The following is a 21,756-nucleotide window of genomic DNA, read 5'->3' as shown; positions in this document are numbered from 1 at the left end:
TTTGCTTTACTGTGGGAGCGGGCTTGCTCGCGAATGTGCTGTATCAGCCTCAGATCTGCTGACTGACACAACGCATTCGCGAGCAAGCCCGCTGCTACATTTTGAAGCCGGTTCCTTCAGGATCATCACCAATGTCAAAATTCCCCACTGCTGTAAACCTGCACAAAACCTCCAACACCCTCGGCCTCACCTACGGGCCCGACGAGGTCTACCAGCTTCCCGCCGAACTGCTGCGCACCCACTCGCCTTCCGCCGAGGTGCAGGGCCACGGCAAACCCATCCTGCAATTCGGCAAACTCAACGTTCGGTTGATCAAGGTAGAACCGGCCGGTCAGTACGCACTGAAATTGACCTTCGACGACGGGCATGACAGCGGACTGTTCACCTGGGACTACCTCTACCAATTGGCCGTGCGCCAGGAAGCGCTGTGGGCCGACTATCTTGCGGAACTCAAAGCTGCCGGTAAAACCCGCGACCCGAGTGAGTCGGTCGTGCGGCTGATGCTCTAGCCCAGGCTTCTTGCTCTTTAGAGGGCATTTTCTAATTTCATCTGCTTGAATGCCCTGTCGCGTGGTCAACGATTGGCCCGCTTGCGAAAAAAATTAAACTCGGGTAACCAATGGAACTGGCAAGTTCCCTGCATTTAACGATGCGGTATTTACGGTCACCCGAGTCGCAGTACCAGGCTGGTGTCGTGTATCGAAATTGGGTGCGCAGCAATCGCCGGTACTCGTCTTTCGGACAATGGAGCGTCGTAGATGAGTAACAAGAATAACGATGACTTGAAACGCCAGGCCTCGGAAAACACCCTGGGGCTGAACCCGATCATCGCGTTACGCAAAAAGGACTTATTAGCCTCGGCGAAGATGGTGCTGACCCAAGCCATCAAGCAACCGTTACACAGCGTTAAACACGTTGCCCACTTTGGCATCGAATTGAAGAACGTGATGTTCGGCAAATCCGCGCTGGTGCCCGAAAGCGACGACCGCCGCTTCCACGACCCGGCGTGGAGTCAGAACCCGCTCTATAAGCGCTACCTGCAGACCTACCTGGCGTGGCGCAAGGAACTGCACGACTGGATCGCCGACAGCAACCTGTCGGAACAGGACATCAGCCGTGGCCACTTCGTGATCAACCTGATGACCGAAGCCATGGCCCCCACCAACAGTGCGGCCAACCCGGCGGCGGTCAAACGTTTCTTTGAAACCGGCGGTAAAAGCCTGCTCGATGGCCTGTCCCATCTGGCCAAGGACATGGTGCATAACGGCGGCATGCCGAGCCAGGTCAACATGGGCGCCTTTGAAGTGGGCAAGACCCTGGGCACCACCGAAGGCGCCGTGGTCTTTCGCAACGATGTGCTGGAGCTGATCCAGTACAAGCCCATCACCGAACAGGTGCACGAGCGCCCACTGCTGGTGGTGCCGCCGCAAATCAACAAGTTCTATGTATTCGACCTGAGCCCGGAGAAGAGCCTGGCGCGCTTCTGCCTGCGCAATGGCCAGCAAACCTTTATCGTCAGTTGGCGCAACCCGACCAAGGCCCAGCGCGAGTGGGGCCTGTCGACCTATATCGAAGCGCTCAAGGAAGCGGTCGATGTAGTCACGGCGATTACCGGCAGCAAAGACGTCAACATGCTTGGCGCCTGTTCCGGCGGCATCACCTGCACCGCCCTGCTCGGCCACTACGCGGCGCTGGGCGAGAAGAAGGTCAATGCCCTGACCCTGTTGGTGAGTGTGCTGGACACCACGCTGGACACGCAGGTGGCGCTGTTCGTCGACGAGCAGACCCTGGAGGCGGCCAAGCGCCACTCCTACCAGGCCGGTGTGCTGGAAGGCCGCGACATGGCCAAAGTGTTTGCCTGGATGCGCCCCAACGACCTGATCTGGAACTACTGGGTCAATAACTACCTGCTGGGCAACGAGCCGCCGGTGTTCGACATCCTGTTCTGGAACAACGACACCACGCGCTTGCCGGCTGCCTTCCATGGCGACTTGATCGAGCTGTTCAAGAACAACCCGCTGGTGCGCGCCAACGCTCTGGAAGTGTGCGGCACGCCGATCGACCTCAAGCAGGTCACCGCCGACATCTACTCGCTGGCCGGCACCAACGATCACATCACGCCGTGGCAGTCCTGCTACAAGTCGGCACAGCTGTTTGGTGGCAAGGTCGAGTTCGTGTTGTCCAGCAGTGGGCATATCCAGAGCATTCTCAACCCGCCTGGCAACCCCAAGGCGCGCTACCAGACCAGCGATGGGCTGGCAGGCAAGCCGCTGGAGTGGCAGGAAAATGCAACCAAGCACACCGACTCCTGGTGGCTGCACTGGCAGGCATGGCAGGCAGAGCGGGCGGGAAAATTGAAGAAAGCACCTACAAGTTTGGGTAACAAGGCTTATGCCGCAGCTGAGGCTGCACCGGGTACTTATGTGCACGAACGATAAACGAAACACTGTTTTGTAGCTGGAATGCGGTCAACTGTGGGAGCGGGCTTGCTCGCGAAGGCGGTGTGTCAGCCACCGAATGCATCAACTGACACACTGCTTTCGCGAGCAAGCCCGCTCCCACATTGATCGGGTTCCGACAGGGAAATATCGCGCCATTTCACAGGGCTTGAGCATGCCGCAACCGTTCATCTTCCGTACCATCGACCTGGATGGCCAGACCATCCGCACGGCGGTGCGCCCGGGCAAGCCTCACTTGACGCCGCTGCTGATTTTCAACGGTATCGGCGCCAACCTTGAGCTGGTGTTTCCGTTCGTCCAGGCGCTGGACCCGGACCTGGAAGTGATCGCCTTCGATGTGCCGGGCGTGGGCGGCTCCTCGACGCCCAAACGGCCCTATCGATTTCCAGGATTGGCCAAACTTACCGCACGCATGCTCGATTACCTCGACTACGGCCAGGTGAACGCCGTTGGTGTGTCCTGGGGCGGGGCGCTGGCGCAACAATTTGCGTATGACTACCCCGAGCGCTGCAAGAAGCTGATCCTGGCGGCCACCGCTGCCGGGGCGTTCATGGTGCCGGGCAAGCCGAAGGTGCTGTGGCTCATGGCCAGCCCCCGGCGTTATATCCAGCCGTCCCATGTGGTGCGCATTGCGCCAATGATTTATGGCGGCTCATTCCGCCGCGATTCAAAACTGGCCGCCGAGCACGCCAGCAAAGTGCGCTCGGCCGGCAAGCTGGGTTACTACTGGCAGCTGTTCGCGGGGCTGGGCTGGACGAGCATTCACTGGCTGCACAAGATCCGCCAACCCACCCTGGTGCTGGCGGGGGACGACGACCCGCTGATCCCACTGATCAACATGCGCATGCTCGCCTGGCGTATTCCCAACGCACAGTTGCACATCATTGATGACGGCCACTTGTTCCTGATCACCCGGGCCGAAGCCGTGGCGCCGATCATCATGAAGTTTCTCGAGGAGGAGCGCCTGCGGGCTGTGATTCACCCGCGACCGGCGGTGTAAGGACTGCACCGCCGCGCAACTTGCCGAGAACCGACTATGGTTCTGAATTGGCGTGCCTGTTGTTGCCTTGACGAAGGAGTGTTGGCTCATGCGAGAAAGACCCGTGACGAACCCGGCGCCCATCCCTGCCGCGTTCATCAATGCGCAAAATGCGATTACTGGCCTCAGGGGGCGGGATCTGCTGGCAACCCTGCGCAGCGTCGCAAGTCACGGCTTGCGCAACCCGGTGCATACCGCGCGTCACGCGCTGGCGTTGAGCGGCCAGCTGGGCCGCGTCCTGCTGGGCGAAACCGTGCACGAGCCCAACCCTAACGACGCGCGCTTTATCGACCCTACCTGGAAGCTCAACCCGCTGTATCGACGCAGCTTGCAAGCCTATTTGAGTTGGCAGAAACAGACCCGCCACTGGATCGATGACAGCGCCTTGAGCGCAGATGATCGAGCCCGTGCGCACTTCGCATTCGCCTTGTTCAACGATGCCGTCTCGCCCTCCAATACGCTGCTCAACCCACTGGCCATCAAGGAGTTGCTCAACTCAGGCGGCAACAGTGTGGTGCGCGGCGTGAGCAACCTGTTCAACGACTTACTGCACAACAATGGCTTGCCAAGTCAGGTCAGCAAACACGCTTTTGAAGTGGGCAAGACTGTCGCCACCACCCCGGGTTCAGTGGTGTTTCGCAACGAGCTGTTGGAGCTGATCCAATACAAGCCCATGAGCGAAAAACAGTACGCCAAGCCCCTGCTGATCGTGCCGCCGCAAATCAACAAGTACTACATTTTCGATCTCAGCCCGGCCAACAGCTTTGTGCAGTACGCCCTGAAAAACGGCCTGCAGACCTTTATGGTCAGCTGGCGCAACCCGGATGTGCGTCACCGTGAATGGGGCCTGTCCACCTACGTGGCGGCGCTGGAAGAAGCGTTGAATGTGTGCAGGGCGATCACCGGCGCCCGCGAGGTCAACCTGATGGGCGCCTGCGCCGGCGGCCTGACCATTGCCGCGCTGCAAGGCCACCTGCAAGCCAAACGCCAGCTACGGCGCATTTCCAGCGCCAGTTACCTGGTGAGCCTGCTGGACAGCCAGATCGACAGCCCCGCCACCCTGTTCGCCGATGAACAAACCCTGGAAGCCGCCAAGCGCCGTTCCTACCAGCAAGGCGTGCTGGACGGTCGCGACATGGCCAAGGTGTTTGCCTGGATGCGCCCCAACGACCTGATCTGGAACTACTGGATCAACAACTACCTGCTGGGCAAGGAACCGCCAGCGTTCGACATCCTGTATTGGAACAACGACAACACGCGGCTGCCCGCCGCGCTGCATGGCGATTTGCTGGACTTCTTCAAGCACAACCCGTTGAGCCACCCCGGCGGCCTGGAAGTGTGCGGCACGCCTATCGATTTGCAGAAGGTCACGGTGGACAGCTTCAGCGTGGCCGGGATCAACGACCACATCACACCGTGGGACGCGGTGTATCGCTCCACCCAATTGCTGGGCGGCGAGCGGCGCTTCGTACTCTCCAACAGCGGGCATATCCAGAGCATCCTCAACCCGCCGGGCAATCCCAAGGCCAACTACGTCGAAAACCCCAAGCTGAGCAGCGACCCACGCGCCTGGTACTACGACGCCAGCCACGTCGAAGGCAGCTGGTGGCCGCAGTGGCTGGCGTGGATTCAACAACGCTCCGGCGTGCAGCGCGAAACCCTGACCGCCCTGGGCAACCAGAATTACCCACCGATGGAAGCGGCGCCGGGCACCTATGTGCGAGTGCGCTGAGCTCAACGATCACATTAAGAAGACTGGATGAAGACCCGCGACCGTATCCTTGAATGTGCCCTGCAGTTGTTCAACCACAAGGGCGAACCGAACGTGTCGACCATGGAGGTGGCCAATGAAATGGGGATCAGCCCCGGCAACCTCTACTACCACTTCCATGGCAAGGAACCGTTGGTGCTCGGGCTGTTCGAGCGCTTTCAGAACGAGCTGGCACCGCTGCTCGACCCACCGCCGGATGCGCAGTTGAAGGCCGAGGATTATTGGTTATTCCTGCACCTGATCGTCGAGCGCATGGCCCATTACCGGTTTCTGTTTCAGGACCTGTCGAACCTTGCAGGGCGGCTGCCGAAGCTGGCCAAGGGCATTCGTCACTTGCTCACGGCGCTCAAGCGAACACTGGCTTCGTTGCTTGCGCGGTTGAAGGCAGCCGGGCAGTTGGTCAGTGACACCCAAGCATTGGGGCAACTGGTGGAGCAAATCACCCTGACCTTGCTGTTTTCCCTGGATTACCAGCGAATTCTCGACCGTGAAGGCGAAGTGCGGGTGGTGGTGTACCAGATCATGATGCTGGTGGCGCCGCATCTGCTGTTGCCGGCGCGACAGGCGACCGAGCGGTTCGCCCTGAAATACCTGGATGATCTGGATTGAACATGTGGGAGCGGGCTTGCCCGCGATAGCGGTGGATCAGCCAATTTCAATGTGACTGACACTGCGCCATCGCGGGCAAGCCCGCTCCCACATTGGATTTGAGGTGTTCATAAAGTCGCAAAAAAACGCCCGACCTTCACAGGCCGGGCGTTTGTTGTGCCCTGAAAAAATCAGGACTGACTGGATGACGTCGGCGTTGCCGGCGTGACAGTCGGGGCAGTAGCAGCGTGCGTCGGCGCGGACACCGAGTTGGCTGTCGACGCGGTTGGCGCTGGGGTTGCGGGCTTGGCCGCGACGGCAGGCTTTGGCGCTGCGGGCTTTTTCGCGACCGCGGGCTTCTTGGCGGCGGCTGGTTTTGCCGCTGGCTTGGCAGCCACAGGTTTTGCTGTTGCGGTTTTTGCTGCAGCAGCGGGTTTTGCCGCTGCTGTTTTAGCGGCTGGCTTCGCGGCCGGTTTGGCGACTGCCTTGGCTGCAGGTTTAGCCGCTGGCTTGGCAGCGGTTTTCGCCGCCACTGGCTTGGCTGCCGACTTGGCTGCCGACTTGGCGGCCGGTTTGGCAGCAGCGGTTTTTGCCGCAGGCTTGGCTGGCGCTTTAACCAGTGGCTTGGCCGCGGTTTTCGCAGCGGGTTTGGCAGCGGCGGTTTTAGCGGCAGGCTTGGCAGCAGGTTTAGCGGCTGCCGTTTTAGCCGGGGCCACTTTGGCACCGGTGAGTTTTTCGATTTGCTTGGTCAGGGTATCGACCTTGCTGTGCAGCGTCTTCAGTTCCGCTTTGCTGGGCACGCCCAATCGCGAAATAGCACTGTTGAGACGCTTGTCGAAAGTCTCTTCCAACTTGCCCCAGGTATCCGAAATGCTCGATTTCGCAGAATCGGCGCTCGCTTTTGCCGCCTCTACTTTTTTACCGACTGTGCTCTTGGTCAACTTCTCGGCCTTCTCGCCGTCCTTGACCAACGTCTCGAAGTATTTGCCGCCGTCACTGCTAACCTTCGAGTACACGCCTAAACCAGCAAGCCAGATTTTACGGGAATATTTTTCAACTTCCCCGATCCACGAGCTGCCTTCTTTCTGAGTAGTCTTTTTAACAGCCATCCCGATGTCTCCTTAGTGTTTACGCGCGACACGTTCTAGCAATGCCGTCAGCTCTTCGAGCTTAGCAGAGAGTGTCTCAACGTCATGTTTAGACGCAATGCCGATTCGATTCAAGGCACTTGCAACACGCGTGTCAAAAGCTTTTTCAACTTTATCCAGTTGAACTTCAACCAGGCCTTTGACGCTTGAGACATTACTCTTTACTTGGTCAATCTGACTGTTGGCGGCATCAAGTTGTTCAACCACAACTTTTTTGCCTTTACTTTCAACATGTTGACCAGACTTAACCAGCTCTTTGAAGTACTCGGCACCCTCGCTGCCGACCTTGGCATAGGCACCAAGGCCCGCCAGCCAGATCTTGCGGGCATAGCTTTTAACGTCACTCAGGGCGGTAGACTGAACGTCGATTTTTTTCTTCAAAATAACTTTGGCCATGGTGCACCTCACGCAGATTAGGGTCGAGGAACGGCCCGCAGGAGTTGAGGGCTTGGGCACAAAGTAGGGTGAAAAATTAGAATCGGCACCCTAAGAACACAGCGATCAGGCCAATGCCTTATCCAGGGCCTTCTCGATTTCAGACTTGATAGTGCCACTCATGGCCGACATCAACAGTCCCAGTTCCACATCAATACGCAACGAATCATCCGCAACCAACACAGTGCCTTTAACCCCCGAACGCTTGAGGTTCAAGGTATCGCCGGACCACGATGGCTCCAGGCCATATTGCTCCTTGAGTTTGTTCGCCAACTTCTCGGCCTTCGCGCGCGCGCCGTCCTTACCCAGGGTGTGTGCACGTTCAACGGTAATACGGGCCATTGCTATGACTCCTCTTTATAGCGACTGGAACACCTGCCATGCGGCAAAAGGTCTCGGTGACCGTCTATCTTACCTTCAGCCTTGCCAAGACAAAGCAGGCCTTGGGGATTATCATGTCCCGCATTCTCTTTTGGTGACAGCGATATGACTGATCAGCGCAAAGGCAGCGATGCCGAACCCACCACTCACTTCGGTTTCAAGAACGTCCCGGAAAGCCAGAAAGCGGAAAAAGTCGCTGAGGTGTTCCACTCCGTAGCCGCCAAGTACGACCTGATGAACGACGTGCTGTCGGGCGGCATGCACCGCCTGTGGAAGCGCTTCACCATTGAGTTGTCGGGCGTACGCACCGGCAACCGCGTGCTGGATATCGCCGGCGGTACGGGCGATCTGGCGGCCAAATTCTCCAAGCTCGTCGGCCCTACCGGCCAGGTCGTGCTGGCGGACATCAATGGCTCGATGCTCAAGGTCGGCCGCGATCGCCTGCTGGATAAAGGTGTGGCCGGCAATATCGAGTTCGTCCAGGCCGATGCGGAAAAGCTGCCGTTCCCGGACAACCATTTCGACTGCGTGACCATCGCCTTCGGCCTGCGCAACGTGACCCATAAAGAGGACGCGATCCGCTCGATGCTGCGCGTACTCAAGCCGGGCGGCCGCCTGCTGGTACTGGAGTTCTCCAAGCCGACCAACGCGCTGATGTCCAAGGTCTACGACACCTACTCGTTCGCCTTCATGCCGCTGATGGGCAAGCTGATCACCAACGACGCCGAAAGCTACCGCTACCTGGCTGAATCGATCCGCATGCACCCCGACCAGGAAACCCTCAAGTCGATGATGGTAGAAGCCGGTTTCGACCGCGTGACTTACCACAACATGACCTCGGGTATCGTCGCCCTGCATCGCGGTATCAAGCCCTGATGCTGTTCGCCGGTCTTCTCGCCAGCGTTGAACACGGCCTCAACCGTGTGCTGCGCCTGGACAGCACCGCCCTGGCGCGGCTCGCGCACTTGAACGGCAAAATCATTGCCGTCGATTGCCGCAGCCCCGCCTTGCAGCTGTTTATCCTGCCCAGCGATGAAGGCCTGCTGCTCGCAAGCGCCTGGGCCGCCGAGGCCGATTGCACCCTGCGTGCGCCGGCGTCGAGCCTGTTGCACCTGGCGCTGAGTCGCCATAAAACCGCCATCCTGCACAGCCCAGAAGTGGAGCTGGAAGGCGACAGCGCGGTGCTGATGGACCTGGCCGCCGTGCTGCAGGACCTGGAACTGGATTGGGAATACGAGCTGTCGCGCTGGATCGGCCCCGTCGCCACCCAGCTGATCAGCGGGCACCTGCGCAGCCGCTCGCGCTGGTACCAGCAGGGGTTCGCCAGCCTCAACCAGAACCTCGCCGAATACCTGAGCGAAGAATCGCGCACCCTGGTTGGGCAACGGGAAGCGCAAGCGCGCTTTCGCGAACTCGACAAGGCCAAAATCGACCTGGAACGCCTTGAGGCGCGCTTCGAGCGCCTGAGCCGGTCCCTTGATCCAAGCGATAACGCATGAAGCTGCTCGCCGTCCGCCGTTTGTTTCGTATCCAGCGCGTCGTAATCCGCTACCGCCTCGATGACCTGCTGTTCGCCCTGCCCTTGCCGTGGTTTCTGCTGGCGGTGCGTTATGTACTGCCGTGGCGCTGGTTCCCGCGCAAGCCGCTGGAGCTGAGCCGTGGCGCGCGCCTGCGCCTGGCGTTGCAGGACCTGGGGCCGATCTTTATCAAATTCGGGCAGATCCTCTCCACGCGGCGCGACCTGCTGCCGGAAGATATTGCCGACGAACTGATGCTGTTGCAGGACCGCGTACCGCCCTTCGACTCCCAGCAATCGATGAAGCTGATCGAAGAGCAGTTGGGCAAGAAGATCAGCGAAGTGTTCAGCCGCTTCGACATCGACCCACTGGCCTCGGCCTCGGTCGCACAAGTGCACGCCGCGCAGCTCAAGACCGGCGAAGAAGTGGTGGTGAAGGTGATTCGCCCGGGCCTCAAGCCGATCATCGGCCAGGACCTGGCGTGGCTGTTCATCCTCGCCCGCGCCGCCGAACGTTTCTCTGCCGATGCGCGCCTGCTGCACCCGGTGGACGTGGTCGCCGACTACGAAAAAACCATCTACGACGAACTCGACCTGCTGCGCGAAGCCGCCAACGCCAGCCAGCTCAAGCGCAACTTCGAAGGCTCGCCCCTGCTGTACGTGCCCCAGGTGTATTGGGACTGGTGCCGCCCGAAAGTGCTGGTGATGGAGCGCATCTACGGCGTGCAGGTCACCGACCTCGCCACCCTGGCAGACCAGCGCACCGACATGAAGATGCTCGCCGAACGCGGGGTGGAGATTTTCTTCACCCAGGTGTTCCGCGACAGCTTCTTCCACGCCGACATGCACCCCGGCAACATCTTTGTCAGCACCGTGAACCCGTGGAGCCCGCAGTACATTGCGATCGACTGCGGCATCGTCGGCAGCCTGACCCCGGAAGACCAGGATTACCTGGCGCGTAACCTGTTCGCCTTCTTCAAGCGTGACTATCGCCGCGTGGCGCAGTTGCACATTGATTCGGGCTGGGTGCCGGCGGAAACCAAGCTCAACGAATTCGAAGCGGCGATCCGTACGGTGTGCGAACCCATCTTTGAAAAACCGTTAAAAGATATTTCATTCGGCCAGGTGCTGATGCGCCTGTTCCAGACCGCGCGCCGCTTCAATATGGAAGTGCAGCCGCAGCTGGTATTGCTGCAAAAGACCCTGCTCAACATCGAAGGCCTGGGCCGTCAGTTGTACCCGGACCTCGACCTGTGGAATACCGCGCAGCCGTTCCTCGAACGTTGGATGCGCGAGCGCGTCAGCCCGAAAACCCTGCTGGGCAACCTGCAAAGCCAAGTGGAGCAACTGCCGCACCTGGCCAACATGACCCGCGACCTGCTGGAGCGCATGTCACAACCCCACGCCAAAGACCCTGCGCCGCCCTGGCAAACGCGCAAGGACGACTGGTTCCTGCGCCTGCTGGGTGCTGCGCACCTGGTCGGCGGCGTGATGCTGGCCATTGGCGGGCCGCTGAACCAATTGGGGCATTGGCCGGCGGGCATCATGGTCGCCGTGGGTGTTTATCTGATCGTGCGTCGATAACCCATCCGGTTATACACTGTCGCAAATTGCCGGAGCCGAACATGAAAGACTGGCTGGACGAGATCAAGTGGGACAGTGACGGCCTGGTGCCGGCCATTGCCCAGGACTACAAGACCGGGCGCGTATTGATGATGGCCTGGATGAACCGTGAGGCCCTGAGCCTCACCGCCACTGAGCAGCGCGCCATTTACTGGTCACGTTCGCGTGGCAAACTGTGGCGCAAGGGCGAAGAGTCCGGGCACGTGCAAACCCTGCACGAGATGCGCATCGACTGCGACGCCGACGTGGTGATCCTCAAGGTCGAGCAAATCGGCGACATCGCCTGCCACACCGGCCGTCACAGCTGCTTCTATCGCGTGTTCGAGAATGGCGAATGGAAGGTTGTGGAACCGGTGCTTAAAGACCCGCACGCCATTTACTCGGCAGGACATTGAACATGAGCGATACCCTGAACCGTGTGGCCCAAGTGCTGGAAGACCGCAAAGGCGCGGACGCCGACAGCTCCTATGTCGCCAGCCTGTACCACAAGGGCCTGAACAAGATTCTGGAAAAACTCGGCGAAGAATCCATCGAGACAATCATCGCCGCCAAAGACGCACAGATCAGCGGTGATTGCAGCGATGTGATCTACGAAACCGCTGACTTATGGTTCCACAGCCTGGTCATGCTCGCCCAACTGGGGCAGCATCCACAGGCCGTGCTGGATGAACTGGACCGTCGCTTCGGCTTGTCCGGGCACGTCGAAAAGGCCTCGCGCCCGTCCGCCTGAATAACTTTTACAGAGGAATTGCAGCATGGGCATTTTTGACTGGAAACACTGGATCGTCATTCTCGTGGTGGTCGTTCTGGTGTTCGGCACCAAGAAACTCAAGAACCTGGGCACCGACGTGGGCGAGTCGATCAAGGGCTTTCGTAAAGCCATGAACGATGATGAAAAGCCCGCTGACCCGGTCGTCAACCCGGTACCTCCGGCCCAGCCTGTGCACCCGCAGGCGACCCAGCCGATCACCGAGCGTCGTACTTTCGACGTGCAGGCTGAAAAAGTCGAAGAGCCGACCCGCAAAGACTCGTGAGCACTGACTAATGTTTGGTATCAGCTTCTCTGAACTGCTCCTCGTCGGCCTCGTGGCCCTGCTGGTACTGGGGCCGGAACGCCTGCCCGGTGCCGCACGCACGGCCGGCCTTTGGATCGGGCGCCTGAAACGCAGTTTCAACGCCATCAAACAGGAAGTTGAACGGGAAATCGGCGCCGACGAAATCCGCCGCCAATTGCACAACGAACATATTCTGTCGTTGGAGCAGGAAGCGCGGAAGATTCTGTCGCCGGTGCAAGAGCCGACCAAACCGGCCGAGCACAGCATCGCGCCACCGCCCGTGGCCGACGTTGCGCCGGTGGTGGAACACACCCCCACGCCGCCCGCTCACACCCCGACCGAGCCAGCGCCGACGCCCGTTGCGTCGCCCGCTCCCCATGACCCTACATTGCCGCCGCGAGCCCCATGAGCGCTGATAAACCGGAAGACGACCATCACATGCCGCTGGTCTCGCACCTCACCGAGCTGCGTACCCGCCTGCTGCGTTGCGTAGCGGCCATCTTCATCATCTTTGCCGGGCTGTTCGCCTTTACCCAGCAAATCTATACCTTCGTCTCCACGCCGCTGCGCCAGTACCTGCCGGCCGGCGCGACGATGATCGCCACCGACGTGTCGTCGCCGTTCCTGACGCCGTTGAAGCTGACCATGATGGTCTCGCTGTTCCTGGCGATTCCGGTGATCCTGCATCAGATCTGGGGCTTTATCGCACCGGGCCTGTACAAGCATGAGAAGCGCATCGCGGTGCCGCTGCTGGTGTCGAGCATCCTGCTGTTCTACACCGGCATGGCCTTCGCCTATTTCCTGGTGTTCCCGCTGATCTTCAAATTCTTCGCCGCCGCCACCCCGGCCGGCGTGGAGATGATGACCGACATCACCAGCTACCTCGACTTCGTGATGACGCTGTTCTTCGCCTTCGGCGTGGCCTTCGAAATCCCGGTGGCCGTGGTGCTGCTGGTGTGGATCGGTGTGGTCGACGTCAAATACCTGAAGAAAATCCGCCCGTACGTCATCATCGGCTGCTTCGTGGTCGGCATGATCCTTACGCCGCCGGACATCTTCTCGCAGACCCTGCTGGCTGTGCCGATGTGGATGCTGTTCGAGATCGGCATCCTGTTTGGCAGCCTGATCAGCAAGCGTGGCGACCACCCGGATGACCAACCCGTCGACGACGACCAGCCGCCAGCGACGCAGCCGTGAACCTGCTGCTACTTGAAGAGGCCGACTTTATCGCGGCCGACCGGGTCATATTGCGTGATCGGCGCCTGGTGCACATGCAGGAAGTCCACCGCGCTGCGGTGGGTGACAACCTGCGCGTCGGGCGCATCGGCGGGCTGATGGGCAATGCGCAACTGCTGCGCCTGGAAGCCAGCGAAGCCGAGCTGCAAGTCAGCTTTGAACAACCGCCGCCGGCCAAGCTGCCGCTGACCCTGCTGCTCGCCCTGCCACGCCCCAAGATGCTGCGCCGGGTGCTGCAAACCGTGGCCGCGATGGGCGTGCCGAAGGTGGTGTTGGTCAACAGTTACCGGGTTGAAAAGAGCTTCTGGCAAACTCCGTTTCTGGAGCCCGAGGCGATTCGCGAGCAACTGATCCTTGGCCTGGAACAGGCACGGGACACCGTCCTGCCCGACATCATTATCGAAAAACGCTTCAAACCGTTTGTCGAAGATCGCCTGCCCGCCATGACCGACGGCACCCTGGGCCTGATCGGCCATCCCGGTGATTACCCGGCCTGCCCGCGTGGGCTGGATACGCCTGTGACCCTGGCCATCGGCCCGGAAGGTGGCTGGATTCCTTACGAGGTGGAGCTGCTGACCAAAGCCGGTTTACAACCGGTGCAACTTGGCGCACGAATCCTGCGCGTAGAAACCGCCGTCACCGCCCTGCTCGCCCGCCTCTTCTAACAACGCCAAACCCTGTGGGCGCGGGCTTGCCCGTGATAACGGTGGATCAGTCAGACTATCTGCCACTGGTACACCGCTATCGCGAGCAAGCCCGCTCCCACAGTGGATTGGCGTTACTACAGAATCTTCCTACGCTGCCGATAGCCTCTGAATAAGTCCAAGCCTTGTTCAAAGGGAGTTCGCCGTATGTATCGTTGGTTAGCCGAAAAACTCGGGAATGTGAGCGTCAATCGCAAGCTGAGCATTGGCTTTGGCCTGGTGTTGGTCCTGACGCTGTTGATCACCTTCACGGGTTGGACCGGCCTGGGCGATGTGATCAATCGCGGCGACAAACTGGGCTTCATCTCCAGCCTCAACGGCCTGACCAAAGACCTGCGCCTGGCGCGTCTGGACTTTGACATGCGTCGCGGCGAACAGGGCACGGACGCGGTCACCGGCCTGCTCACGCAGCTGGACAACGGCCTGAAAACGGCCCAAACCCTGATCGAGCAACCCGATGACAAGGCCCTGGTAGAACAGCAACTGGAGGCCTTGAACCAATACAAAAAGGCCTTCGCCACCATGGTGCAGGCGGGTCTGAAGCGCGAAGGCGCCCGCAGCAAGCTCGGCGACACCGCCGACAACGCCGTGGCCAAGATCAAGGAGATCGAAGCCGCCTTGCTGCAAGGCGATAGCATCACGCAGTTCAACAGCGTGGTCGATCTGAGCAAGCTGATCCAGCAATCACGCTTCCAGGTTCGCGGCTACACCTACAGCGGCAAGACGGAGGCCGAACAGCCGGCCCTGGACGCTATCGACAATGCCCTGAAGAAAATTACCGAACTCCAGGGCCAATTGCCGGCCCAGTATCAGGCCAACCTGCAAGAGGCCAGCACCTCCCTGCAGGCCTACCGCGGCGCCGTCAGCCAATACCGCGACTCCCAGGTCGCCAGCGCTGCGGCCCTGAAAATCATGATCGCCCAAGGCGACATCCTGCTGGGCCACAGTGAGAAACTCACCACGTCCCAAACAGCCGTGCGCGATGCCGATGCCGCACACGCCAAGCAACTGTTGCTGCTGGCCACCGTGCTGGCGCTGATCTTCGGCATCGTCGCCGCCTGGGCCATCACCCGTCAGATCGTTATTCCGCTGAACCAGACCCTCAATGTCGCTGAGCGCGTCGCCTCCGGCGACCTGAGCCACAACCTGAACTCCACGCGCCAGGACGAACTGGGCCAACTGCAACGCGCCATGCAAAGCATGACCCTCGGGCTGCGCACGCTGATTGGAGGCATCAGCGAAGGCGTCACCCAGATCGCCAGCGCCGCCGAACAACTGTCCGCTGTGACCGAGCAGACCAGCGCCGGGGTCAACAGCCAGAAGATCGAGACCGACCAAGTGGCCACCGCCATGAATGAAATGGCCGCCACTGTGCAAGAAGTGGCACGCAACGCCGAGGAAGCCTCGGAGGCGGCTGTCGCGGCGGATCAGCAGGCGCGCGAGGGTGACAAGGTGGTCGGCGAAGCCATCGCCCAGATCGAGCGCCTGGCCACCGAGGTCGGCAATTCCACCGAGGCCATGGGCCATCTGAAACGCGAAAGCGACAAGATCGGCAGCGTGCTCGACGTGATCAAATCGGTGGCCCAGCAAACCAACTTGCTGGCACTCAACGCCGCCATTGAAGCGGCACGTGCCGGCGAAGCCGGACGTGGCTTTGCCGTGGTGGCCGATGAGGTACGCAGCCTGGCCCAGCGCACCCAGAAGTCCACCGAAGAGATCGAAGAACTGATCGTCGGCCTGCAAAGCGGCACCCAGCAGGTCGCGGCCATCATGGACAACAGCCGTGGCCTGACCGACAGCAGCGTCGAGCTGACCCGGCGTGCCGGTAACGCACTGGGCAATATCACGCGCACGGTTTCGACCATTCAGGCGATGAACTCGCAGATTGCTACCGCCGCCGAACAACAAAGTGCCGTGGCCGAAGAGATCAACCGCAGCGTACTGAATGTGCGTGATGTCTCTGAACAGACCTCTTCGGCCAGTGAAGAAACCGCTGCATCCAGTGCGGAACTGGCGCGCCTGGGGATTTATCTGCAAACCCTGGTCGGCCGCTTCAAGGTTTGATCCCGTCGCGACGGCCATCATGGCCGTCGCCCTCACAGCTTGTGAAATTTCCTACGCGCTTTTCAGGTCGTGGATTACACACCTAGCGCCGAATAAAAGTAGCGTTTCAACTTCCCTGGCCGCTGTCAGCCGGACCGTCGAAACGCTCCTTTTGATTCGTTGGAGGTTTACCATGATTCGTCCACTGACCCGCCTGTTAGGCAATCTCGGCATCACCCTCAAACTTGCCCTGGGCTTTGGCCTGGTGCTCTGTCTTAGCCTGGTCATCGCGTCCACGGGCTGGCAAGCGTTGGACGCCTCGCTCGCACGCTCTCAGAAGCTGACCATCCTCTCGCAACTGGCGGTCGTCGGCGAAGAGCTGCGCGCCGATCGTATCGTTTACCGAACCCTCAGCGACCCGGCGAGCCTGGTCAAAATTGGTTTGCATATCGAAAAAATCGACGGCCTGCTGGTGACGCTTTCGCCGCGTTTTTCCGACCCGATCAATCAACAGCAGTTGCAACAAAGCCGCCGCTTTGCGACCGGCTTCAAAACCGCCTTGGGTGGCCTGGAAAATTTGATCAAACAGCGCGAAACCGCGCAGGAACAGCTCAAGCTTGGCGCGGTACAGGCCAGCGACGTGCTGGCGCAGTTGTCCAGTGACCTGCCCAATCAGGACGACGAAAGAGCCCTCGATGCCGTAGAGCAACTGCGGCAAGCCATGGAGCAAGCCGAAGACCGCGCGCGCAACCCCGCCTGGGCTGCGGCTTCGTTGGACAGTTACGCCAAAGGCGTCGATGAATCGATCCAGGCACTCGACCGCGCAGAGGCCACCGTGATGACACTGCCCGTTAACAACGTCGCGCTTAAGAGCGCGTTGCTCGACTATCGCAAGCAATTGGCGCGGCTCAAGGACGCCCAGCTCACCACCGAGACCACCCAGAACCAGCTTGAGCAATGGCTGGATCAGTTGCTCACGGAAAGCGACCTGTTGAGCCAGGACCAAACCGCCAAGCGTGACAAAGAAGCTGGCATCGCTCGCACCTTGCTGCTCAATGTCACCGCAGCGGCACTGTTAGTGGGCGCACTGGCCGCGTGGCTGATCGCCATGCAGATCGTCAAACCGCTGCACCATGCGCTGTTGGCTGCCAATCGAGTCGCCGAGGGCGATCTGAGCCAGGACATCACCACCACTCGCCGCGATGAATTGGGGCAACTGCAACGCAGCATCGGGCAAATGACGCTCAACCTGCGCGGCTTGATCGGTGGCATCGGCGACAGTGCGCGACAGATCGCCAGCGCTGCCGAGCAGTTGTCCAGCGTGACCGAACATTCGCGCGCTGGCGTCGAGGAGCAGAAACAGGAAACCGAACAAGTGGCCACGGCCATGAATGAAATGCTCGCCACCTCCCAGGAAGTTGCACGCCACGCCGAGCAAGCCTCGAACGCTGCCACCGAAGCCGATCAACAGGCAAGCGCGGGCGACCAGGTGGTGGCCGAGGCGATTACTCATATCGAACACCTGGCCCAAGAGATGGCTCACTCAAGCCAGGCCATGCAAGGGCTGCGGCAGGAAAGCCAGAAGATCGGCAGTGTGCTGGAGGTGATCAAGTCGGTCTCGGAGCAAACCAACCTGCTGGCCCTCAACGCCGCCATCGAGGCCGCTCGCGCCGGTGAAGCCGGCAGAGGTTTTGCGGTCGTTGCCGATGAGGTACGCAGCCTGGCGCAACGCACCCAGCAGTCGGCGGAGGAAATTGAAGAACTGATCGGCAGCCTGCAACGCGGTACACAGCAGGTCGCCGACATCATGGACAACAGTCGCAGCCTCACCGATAACAGTGTGCAACTGACCCGCCGCGCGGGGGACGCCCTGGCCAATATCACTCGCACGGTCTCGGTGATCCAGGAGATGAACCCTCAGATTGCCGCCGCTGCCGAGGAGCAAACCGCAGTGGCCGAAGAGATCAATCGCAGCGTGCTGAAGGTCAAGGATGTGTCGGAACAGACCTCGACCGCCAGTCAGGAGACCGCAGCGGCCAGTGTCGAACTGGCGCGCCTGGGCTCGGACTTGCAGGGTTGGGTGGGCAAGTTCAGGGTGTAAAACCGTTACAGCACCTGGCGCAGAAAGGCCTGGGCCCGCGGGTCTTTCGGCGCCTCGAAGAACTGCGCCGGTGAGGCGTCTTCCAGCAACTTGCCATGGTCGAAGAACAACACCCGGTCCGCCACTTCGCGGGCAAAGCCCATCTCGTGGGTGACGCAGACCATGGTCATGCCTTCCAGAGCCAGGGTCTTCATCACGTCCAGCACTTCGCCGACCATTTCCGGGTCCAGCGCCGAGGTGGGCTCATCAAACAGCATCACCTTGGGTTCCATGGCCAACGCACGGGCGATCGCCACCCGCTGTTGCTGACCACCGGACAAACGCGAGGGGAATTCGTTGGCCTTTTGCGCAATGCCGACTTTTTCCAGCAGTGCCAGCGCCTTGGCTTCGCGCTCTTTCTTGCCGCGCTTGCGCACGACTTTTTGCGCCAGGCAGAGGTTTTCCAGCACGGTCATGTGGGGGAACAGGTTGAAGTGCTGGAACACCATGCCGACTTCGCGGCGATAGGCGTTCACATCCGTTTTCGGGTCGGCCAGTTGCAGGCCGTCGATGCTCACTGAGCCTGCGTCAAACGCCTCCAACCCGTTAAGGCAGCGCAGAAAGGTGGATTTTCCCGACCCCGAAGGGCCGATCACCACCAGCACTTCGCCCTTGGCGACTTGGGTGGTGACGTGGTCCACCGCGCGCACCACGTGGCCACGGGTGTCGAAGACTTTTACCAGATCGCGGACTTCAATCACTTTGCGCGAGCCTCCGCTCAAGCCGGCTGGCAATTTTCGACAGCGGCAGGTTGATCAACAGGTACAGACCTGCCACACAGAACAGGATTTCAAACGGCGAGAACGAGGTGGTGATGACTTCACGGCCGCTTTTGAGCAGCTCGGTAATCGCGATCACCGACACCAGCGACGTGTCCTTCACCAGGCTGATAAATTGCCCGGCCAGCGGCGGCAACACGCGCTTGAACGCTTGCGGCAACACCACGTGACGCATCGACTGGCTGGCACTCAAACCCAGGGACCGTGCGGCTTCATTCTGGCCACGGGTGATGGACTGCACGCCGGCGCGGACGATTTCCGCCACATACGCGCCGGTGAACAGCGACAACGCGGCGATCCCGGCGAATTCCCGGGACAGGTTAAGCACCGTTCCGATGAAGAAATAGAAAATAAAAATCTGCACCAATAGCGGCGTACCGCGCACCAGTTCGACGTAGATCGTCGACAGATCGCGCAGGGTCGGGTTGCTGGACAGACGGCACAAACCGGTCGCCAGGCCAATCACCAGCCCCAGAATTCCGGAGATGACCGACAGCCACAAGGTGGTCCACAAGCCCCACATCAGCGGGCCCAGCGCCCAATGCCGGGTTACGCCGATCACATCGCCTTCAGCCACGTCGTCACCGCGCGCCACTTGCAGGCTATTGTCGGCAACCGTCAGCGTTTGTTCGGCACCGGCGTCATTGCGCAGCGTCACGTGGGCTACGTCGCCGTTGCGCACCAGTTCAATGACGGTGGAGATGTCGGCGGCACGTTGCGAGGTTTCCGCCTGATAGGCGAAGTACTGCGGCACACGGTTCCAGCGCCACTCGTAGGACATCAGCGAGGTGGCGTAGTACAACGCGCCAGCCAGGCCAACCAGCACGGCCACAGTCAGCAGGTGCCAGGGCCATTGGGCTTTTTTCTGTTTCATTTCAGCTTCCGGGATTGATGTCGCCTGTCAGGCCGCTTTCGCGAGCAAGCCCGCTCCCACACTTGACCGAGTTCCAACATGAGAATGCGGTCAAGTGTGGGAGCGGGCTTGCTCGCGAAAGGCGCGACTCGGTATTCAGCCTGGCTTATTCCATGTCCTTGAGCCACTCGGCACTCTTGAACCACTTGTCATGGAGGCGATCGTAGGTGCCGTCGTTACGGATCTGATGCAGGAAATTGTTGATGTAGTTGAGGCTGTCGTAATCGCCTTTTTTCAGGCCGAACGCCAACGGCTCAAAGGTGAAGGGCTCGTCCAGGAACACCAGCTTGCCGTTGCCGACTTTTTTCTCGGCAACCACGTTGTACGGAGCGTCATACACAAAGGCATCGGCCTTGCCGTTGACCACGTCCAGCACGCCTTCCTGCTCATTGTCATAGCCGTGGTACTTGGCTTTGGAGATCATCTTTTTGGCGATCATCTCACCGGTGGTGCCGAGCTTGGAGGTCAGGCGATATTTCTCGTCGTTCAGGTCTTTGTAGGACTTGATGGTGCCTTCCAGGTCTTTGCGAATCAGCAACGTCTGGCCGACCACGATGAAGGGTTCGCTGAAGTTCAGGCGCAGGTTGCGTTCCTGGGTCAGGGTCATGCCGCTGCCGATCATGTCGAACTTGCCGGTCAGGAACGCGGGGATGATGCCGTCATAACCGGTGGAGACCAGCTCCAGTTTGACGCCCATGGACTTGGCCATGGCCTTGAGGATGTCGACTTCGAAACCGATGATTTCACCGCGCTTGTCGGTCATTTCGAACGGCATGTAGGTCGGGTCCATGCCGACTTTCAGCGTGCCGCGCTTGACCGCATCGTCGATGGCGCCAGCATGCGCTGCAGTGACGGCGACCAGCGCGGTGACGCCGAGCATCAGCCTCGAAAGATACTTTTTCATCATCACGTCCCCTGAACCATTGCTTGTAAGGTCGGCGCGCAAAAGGGCTGCACCATTTCGGGGTGCGATCCTAACCCACTCGCTGCCCGTCACAAAGGTTTCACAGGTAAATGTTATCGGCGTATGTCGGAAAAGCCCTACAACGGTGCAGAGAAGCACGGGCGTAGACACGTGCGCAGGCAACTGATTGATGTGTAAACAGTTATGACGATCAGTCCATCTCCCCCACCCAGGTGGTGTCCTTGAACCACTTGTCATGCAACTGATCGTAGGTGCCGTCCTGCGCTATTTGATTGAGGAAATGGTTGATCCAATTCAGGCTGTCGTAATCACCTTTTTTCAGGCCGAACGCCAGGGGCTCAAAGGTAAACGGCTGCTCAAGTGCAAAGAGTGTGTGGTTTTCCGGCCTGGCCATCGCAATCAGGTTGTAGGGCGCGTCATGAATGAAAGCATCGGCCCTGCCCTCCACCACCTCCCGCACGCCTTCTTCCGGCGTGGCGAAACTGCGCAGGCGAGCGGCGCCCAGAAAACGTTGCGCCGCGGCTTCCCCCGTAGTGCCTTCAATGGCGGCGATCCGGTAACCCGCTTCGTCCAGGTCTTCTATGCTGGAAACCTTGCCCGCAAGGCTCGGATGCAGCAGTACGGTCTGGCCCACCACGATAAAGGAGTCGCTGAAATTGAGTTTAAGGTTGCGCTCCTGCGTCACCGTCATGCCACTGCCAATCAGGTCAAACTTTTTTGCCATCAGGCCCGGCAGCAACTCGGTATAGGGCACCGCCACCAACTCCAGCTCGACCCCCAAGGCTTGGCTCATCGCCTGGAGCAAATCGACTTCAAAGCCGACGATACGCCCCTGTTTATCCGTCATTTCAAAGGGCACGTAGGTGGGCGTGGTGCCAACTTTAAGCACGCCACGCCGAACGGCATCCTCCAGGGCGCCAGCATTCACCCAGCCGACACACGCCAATGCGGCAACGCCGATCAGCCATGCCGAATAATACCTGTTGATCATGAATCCCCCC

Annotated in this window: 23 protein-coding genes; 16 read left to right on the top strand and 7 right to left on the bottom strand. The window is 60.1% G+C overall.

The window, feature by feature from the left end; all coding sequences use genetic code 11:
* Positions 1-131 precede the first annotated feature (131 nt).
* The 5 genes from CPH89_RS12375 (at position 132) to CPH89_RS12355 (ending at position 5,878) form a co-directional block, all read left to right on the top strand.
* The gene (locus tag CPH89_RS12375) at positions 132-509 is read left to right on the top strand and encodes a gamma-butyrobetaine hydroxylase family protein (protein WP_053253945.1); all 378 of its coding nucleotides are present in this window, start codon (positions 132-134) and stop codon (positions 507-509) included.
* Positions 510-758: 249 nt separating this feature from the next.
* Complete coding sequence (phaC, locus tag CPH89_RS12370) at positions 759-2,438, top strand: class II poly(R)-hydroxyalkanoic acid synthase (RefSeq protein WP_053253944.1); 1,680 nt, start codon at positions 759-761, stop codon at positions 2,436-2,438.
* A 175-nt stretch (positions 2,439-2,613) separates the two neighbouring features.
* Complete coding sequence (gene phaZ, locus CPH89_RS12365; RefSeq protein WP_053253943.1) at positions 2,614-3,459, top strand: poly(3-hydroxyalkanoate) depolymerase; 846 nt, start codon at positions 2,614-2,616, stop codon at positions 3,457-3,459.
* An 88-nt stretch (positions 3,460-3,547) separates the two neighbouring features.
* Positions 3,548-5,230 (top strand): class II poly(R)-hydroxyalkanoic acid synthase, encoded by a 1,683-nt coding sequence (gene phaC, locus CPH89_RS12360; RefSeq protein ID WP_053253942.1) that lies wholly within the window; start codon positions 3,548-3,550, stop codon positions 5,228-5,230.
* 27 nt (positions 5,231-5,257) lie between these two features.
* Complete coding sequence (locus CPH89_RS12355; protein ID WP_053253941.1) at positions 5,258-5,878, top strand: TetR/AcrR family transcriptional regulator; 621 nt, start codon at positions 5,258-5,260, stop codon at positions 5,876-5,878.
* A gap of 170 nt (positions 5,879-6,048) precedes the next feature.
* On the opposite strand, the gene CPH89_RS12350 is transcribed toward CPH89_RS12355, so the two are convergent.
* The 3 genes from CPH89_RS12350 to CPH89_RS12340 form a co-directional block, all read right to left on the bottom strand.
* Positions 6,049-6,966 carry a phasin family protein gene (locus CPH89_RS12350; protein ID WP_053253940.1) on the bottom strand — a complete coding sequence of 306 codons (918 nt, stop codon included), beginning with the start codon at positions 6,964-6,966 and terminating at the stop codon, positions 6,049-6,051.
* A gap of 12 nt (positions 6,967-6,978) precedes the next feature.
* Entirely contained in the window at positions 6,979-7,401 is a 423-nt protein-coding gene (locus CPH89_RS12345) for a phasin family protein (protein ID WP_053253939.1), read from the bottom strand.
* A 105-nt stretch (positions 7,402-7,506) separates the two neighbouring features.
* A complete protein-coding gene (locus CPH89_RS12340) occupies positions 7,507-7,782 on the bottom strand; it encodes a polyhydroxyalkanoic acid system family protein (protein ID WP_053253938.1) in 276 nt (91 codons plus the stop codon).
* Positions 7,783-7,926: 144 nt separating this feature from the next.
* On the opposite strand from CPH89_RS12340, the gene ubiE reads away from it, so the two are divergent.
* From ubiE to CPH89_RS12285, 11 genes are all read left to right on the top strand, one after another.
* Positions 7,927-8,697: a bifunctional demethylmenaquinone methyltransferase/2-methoxy-6-polyprenyl-1,4-benzoquinol methylase UbiE gene (ubiE, locus tag CPH89_RS12335; protein ID WP_003171186.1), complete on the top strand. Its 771-nt coding sequence runs from the start codon at positions 7,927-7,929 to the stop codon at positions 8,695-8,697.
* Positions 8,697-9,320: a ubiquinone biosynthesis accessory factor UbiJ gene (locus tag CPH89_RS12330; protein ID WP_053253937.1), complete on the top strand. Its 624-nt coding sequence runs from the start codon at positions 8,697-8,699 to the stop codon at positions 9,318-9,320. Before ubiE ends, CPH89_RS12330 begins: the two co-directional genes overlap by 1 nt.
* Complete coding sequence (gene ubiB / locus CPH89_RS12325; RefSeq protein ID WP_053253936.1) at positions 9,317-10,921, top strand: ubiquinone biosynthesis regulatory protein kinase UbiB; 1,605 nt, start codon at positions 9,317-9,319, stop codon at positions 10,919-10,921. The genes CPH89_RS12330 and ubiB overlap by 4 nt, the downstream gene beginning before the upstream one ends.
* 41 nt (positions 10,922-10,962) lie before the next feature.
* Positions 10,963-11,355: a phosphoribosyl-AMP cyclohydrolase gene (hisI, locus tag CPH89_RS12320; protein WP_012721796.1), complete on the top strand. Its 393-nt coding sequence runs from the start codon at positions 10,963-10,965 to the stop codon at positions 11,353-11,355.
* A 2-nt stretch (positions 11,356-11,357) separates the two neighbouring features.
* Positions 11,358-11,690: a phosphoribosyl-ATP diphosphatase gene (locus tag CPH89_RS12315; RefSeq protein WP_053253935.1), complete on the top strand. Its 333-nt coding sequence runs from the start codon at positions 11,358-11,360 to the stop codon at positions 11,688-11,690.
* Positions 11,691-11,715: 25 nt separating this feature from the next.
* Complete coding sequence (locus tag CPH89_RS12310; protein WP_012721795.1) at positions 11,716-11,994, top strand: twin-arginine translocase TatA/TatE family subunit; 279 nt, start codon at positions 11,716-11,718, stop codon at positions 11,992-11,994.
* A 10-nt stretch (positions 11,995-12,004) separates the two neighbouring features.
* Positions 12,005-12,424 carry a Sec-independent protein translocase protein TatB gene (gene tatB, locus CPH89_RS12305; protein ID WP_053253934.1) on the top strand — a complete coding sequence of 140 codons (420 nt, stop codon included), beginning with the start codon at positions 12,005-12,007 and terminating at the stop codon, positions 12,422-12,424.
* Positions 12,421-13,212: a twin-arginine translocase subunit TatC gene (gene tatC / locus CPH89_RS12300; RefSeq protein WP_053253933.1), complete on the top strand. Its 792-nt coding sequence runs from the start codon at positions 12,421-12,423 to the stop codon at positions 13,210-13,212. The genes tatB and tatC overlap by 4 nt, the downstream gene beginning before the upstream one ends.
* Complete coding sequence (locus tag CPH89_RS12295) at positions 13,209-13,916, top strand: 16S rRNA (uracil(1498)-N(3))-methyltransferase (protein WP_053253932.1); 708 nt, start codon at positions 13,209-13,211, stop codon at positions 13,914-13,916. Before tatC ends, CPH89_RS12295 begins: the two co-directional genes overlap by 4 nt.
* 186 nt (positions 13,917-14,102) lie before the next feature.
* On the top strand, positions 14,103-16,019 hold the full coding sequence (locus CPH89_RS12290; RefSeq protein WP_053253931.1) for a methyl-accepting chemotaxis protein: 1,917 nt from the start codon (positions 14,103-14,105) through the stop codon (positions 16,017-16,019).
* 172 nt (positions 16,020-16,191) lie between these two features.
* On the top strand, positions 16,192-18,099 hold the full coding sequence (locus CPH89_RS12285; RefSeq protein ID WP_053253930.1) for a methyl-accepting chemotaxis protein: 1,908 nt from the start codon (positions 16,192-16,194) through the stop codon (positions 18,097-18,099).
* Between the two features lie 5 nt (positions 18,100-18,104).
* Here the strand turns inward: CPH89_RS12285 and CPH89_RS12280 are convergent, their stop codons facing one another.
* From CPH89_RS12280 to CPH89_RS12265, 4 genes are all read right to left on the bottom strand, one after another.
* The gene (locus CPH89_RS12280; RefSeq protein WP_053253929.1) at positions 18,105-18,839 is read right to left on the bottom strand and encodes an amino acid ABC transporter ATP-binding protein; all 735 of its coding nucleotides are present in this window, start codon (positions 18,837-18,839) and stop codon (positions 18,105-18,107) included.
* The gene (locus CPH89_RS12275) at positions 18,832-19,791 is read right to left on the bottom strand and encodes an amino acid ABC transporter permease (RefSeq protein WP_053253928.1); all 960 of its coding nucleotides are present in this window, start codon (positions 19,789-19,791) and stop codon (positions 18,832-18,834) included. The genes CPH89_RS12280 and CPH89_RS12275 overlap by 8 nt, the downstream gene beginning before the upstream one ends.
* A gap of 145 nt (positions 19,792-19,936) precedes the next feature.
* Complete coding sequence (locus tag CPH89_RS12270; RefSeq protein ID WP_053254192.1) at positions 19,937-20,734, bottom strand: transporter substrate-binding domain-containing protein; 798 nt, start codon at positions 20,732-20,734, stop codon at positions 19,937-19,939.
* Positions 20,735-20,945: 211 nt separating this feature from the next.
* Positions 20,946-21,746: a transporter substrate-binding domain-containing protein gene (locus CPH89_RS12265; protein WP_053253927.1), complete on the bottom strand. Its 801-nt coding sequence runs from the start codon at positions 21,744-21,746 to the stop codon at positions 20,946-20,948.
* Positions 21,747-21,756: the final 10 nt, after the last annotated feature.

The sequence above is a fragment of the Pseudomonas fluorescens genome, from assembly GCF_900215245.1.
GTDB classification, from domain to species: domain Bacteria; phylum Pseudomonadota; class Gammaproteobacteria; order Pseudomonadales; family Pseudomonadaceae; genus Aquipseudomonas; species Aquipseudomonas fluorescens.
The sequence above is the reverse complement of the archived record's forward strand: the minus strand, read 5'-3'. Positions and strand labels throughout refer to the sequence as shown.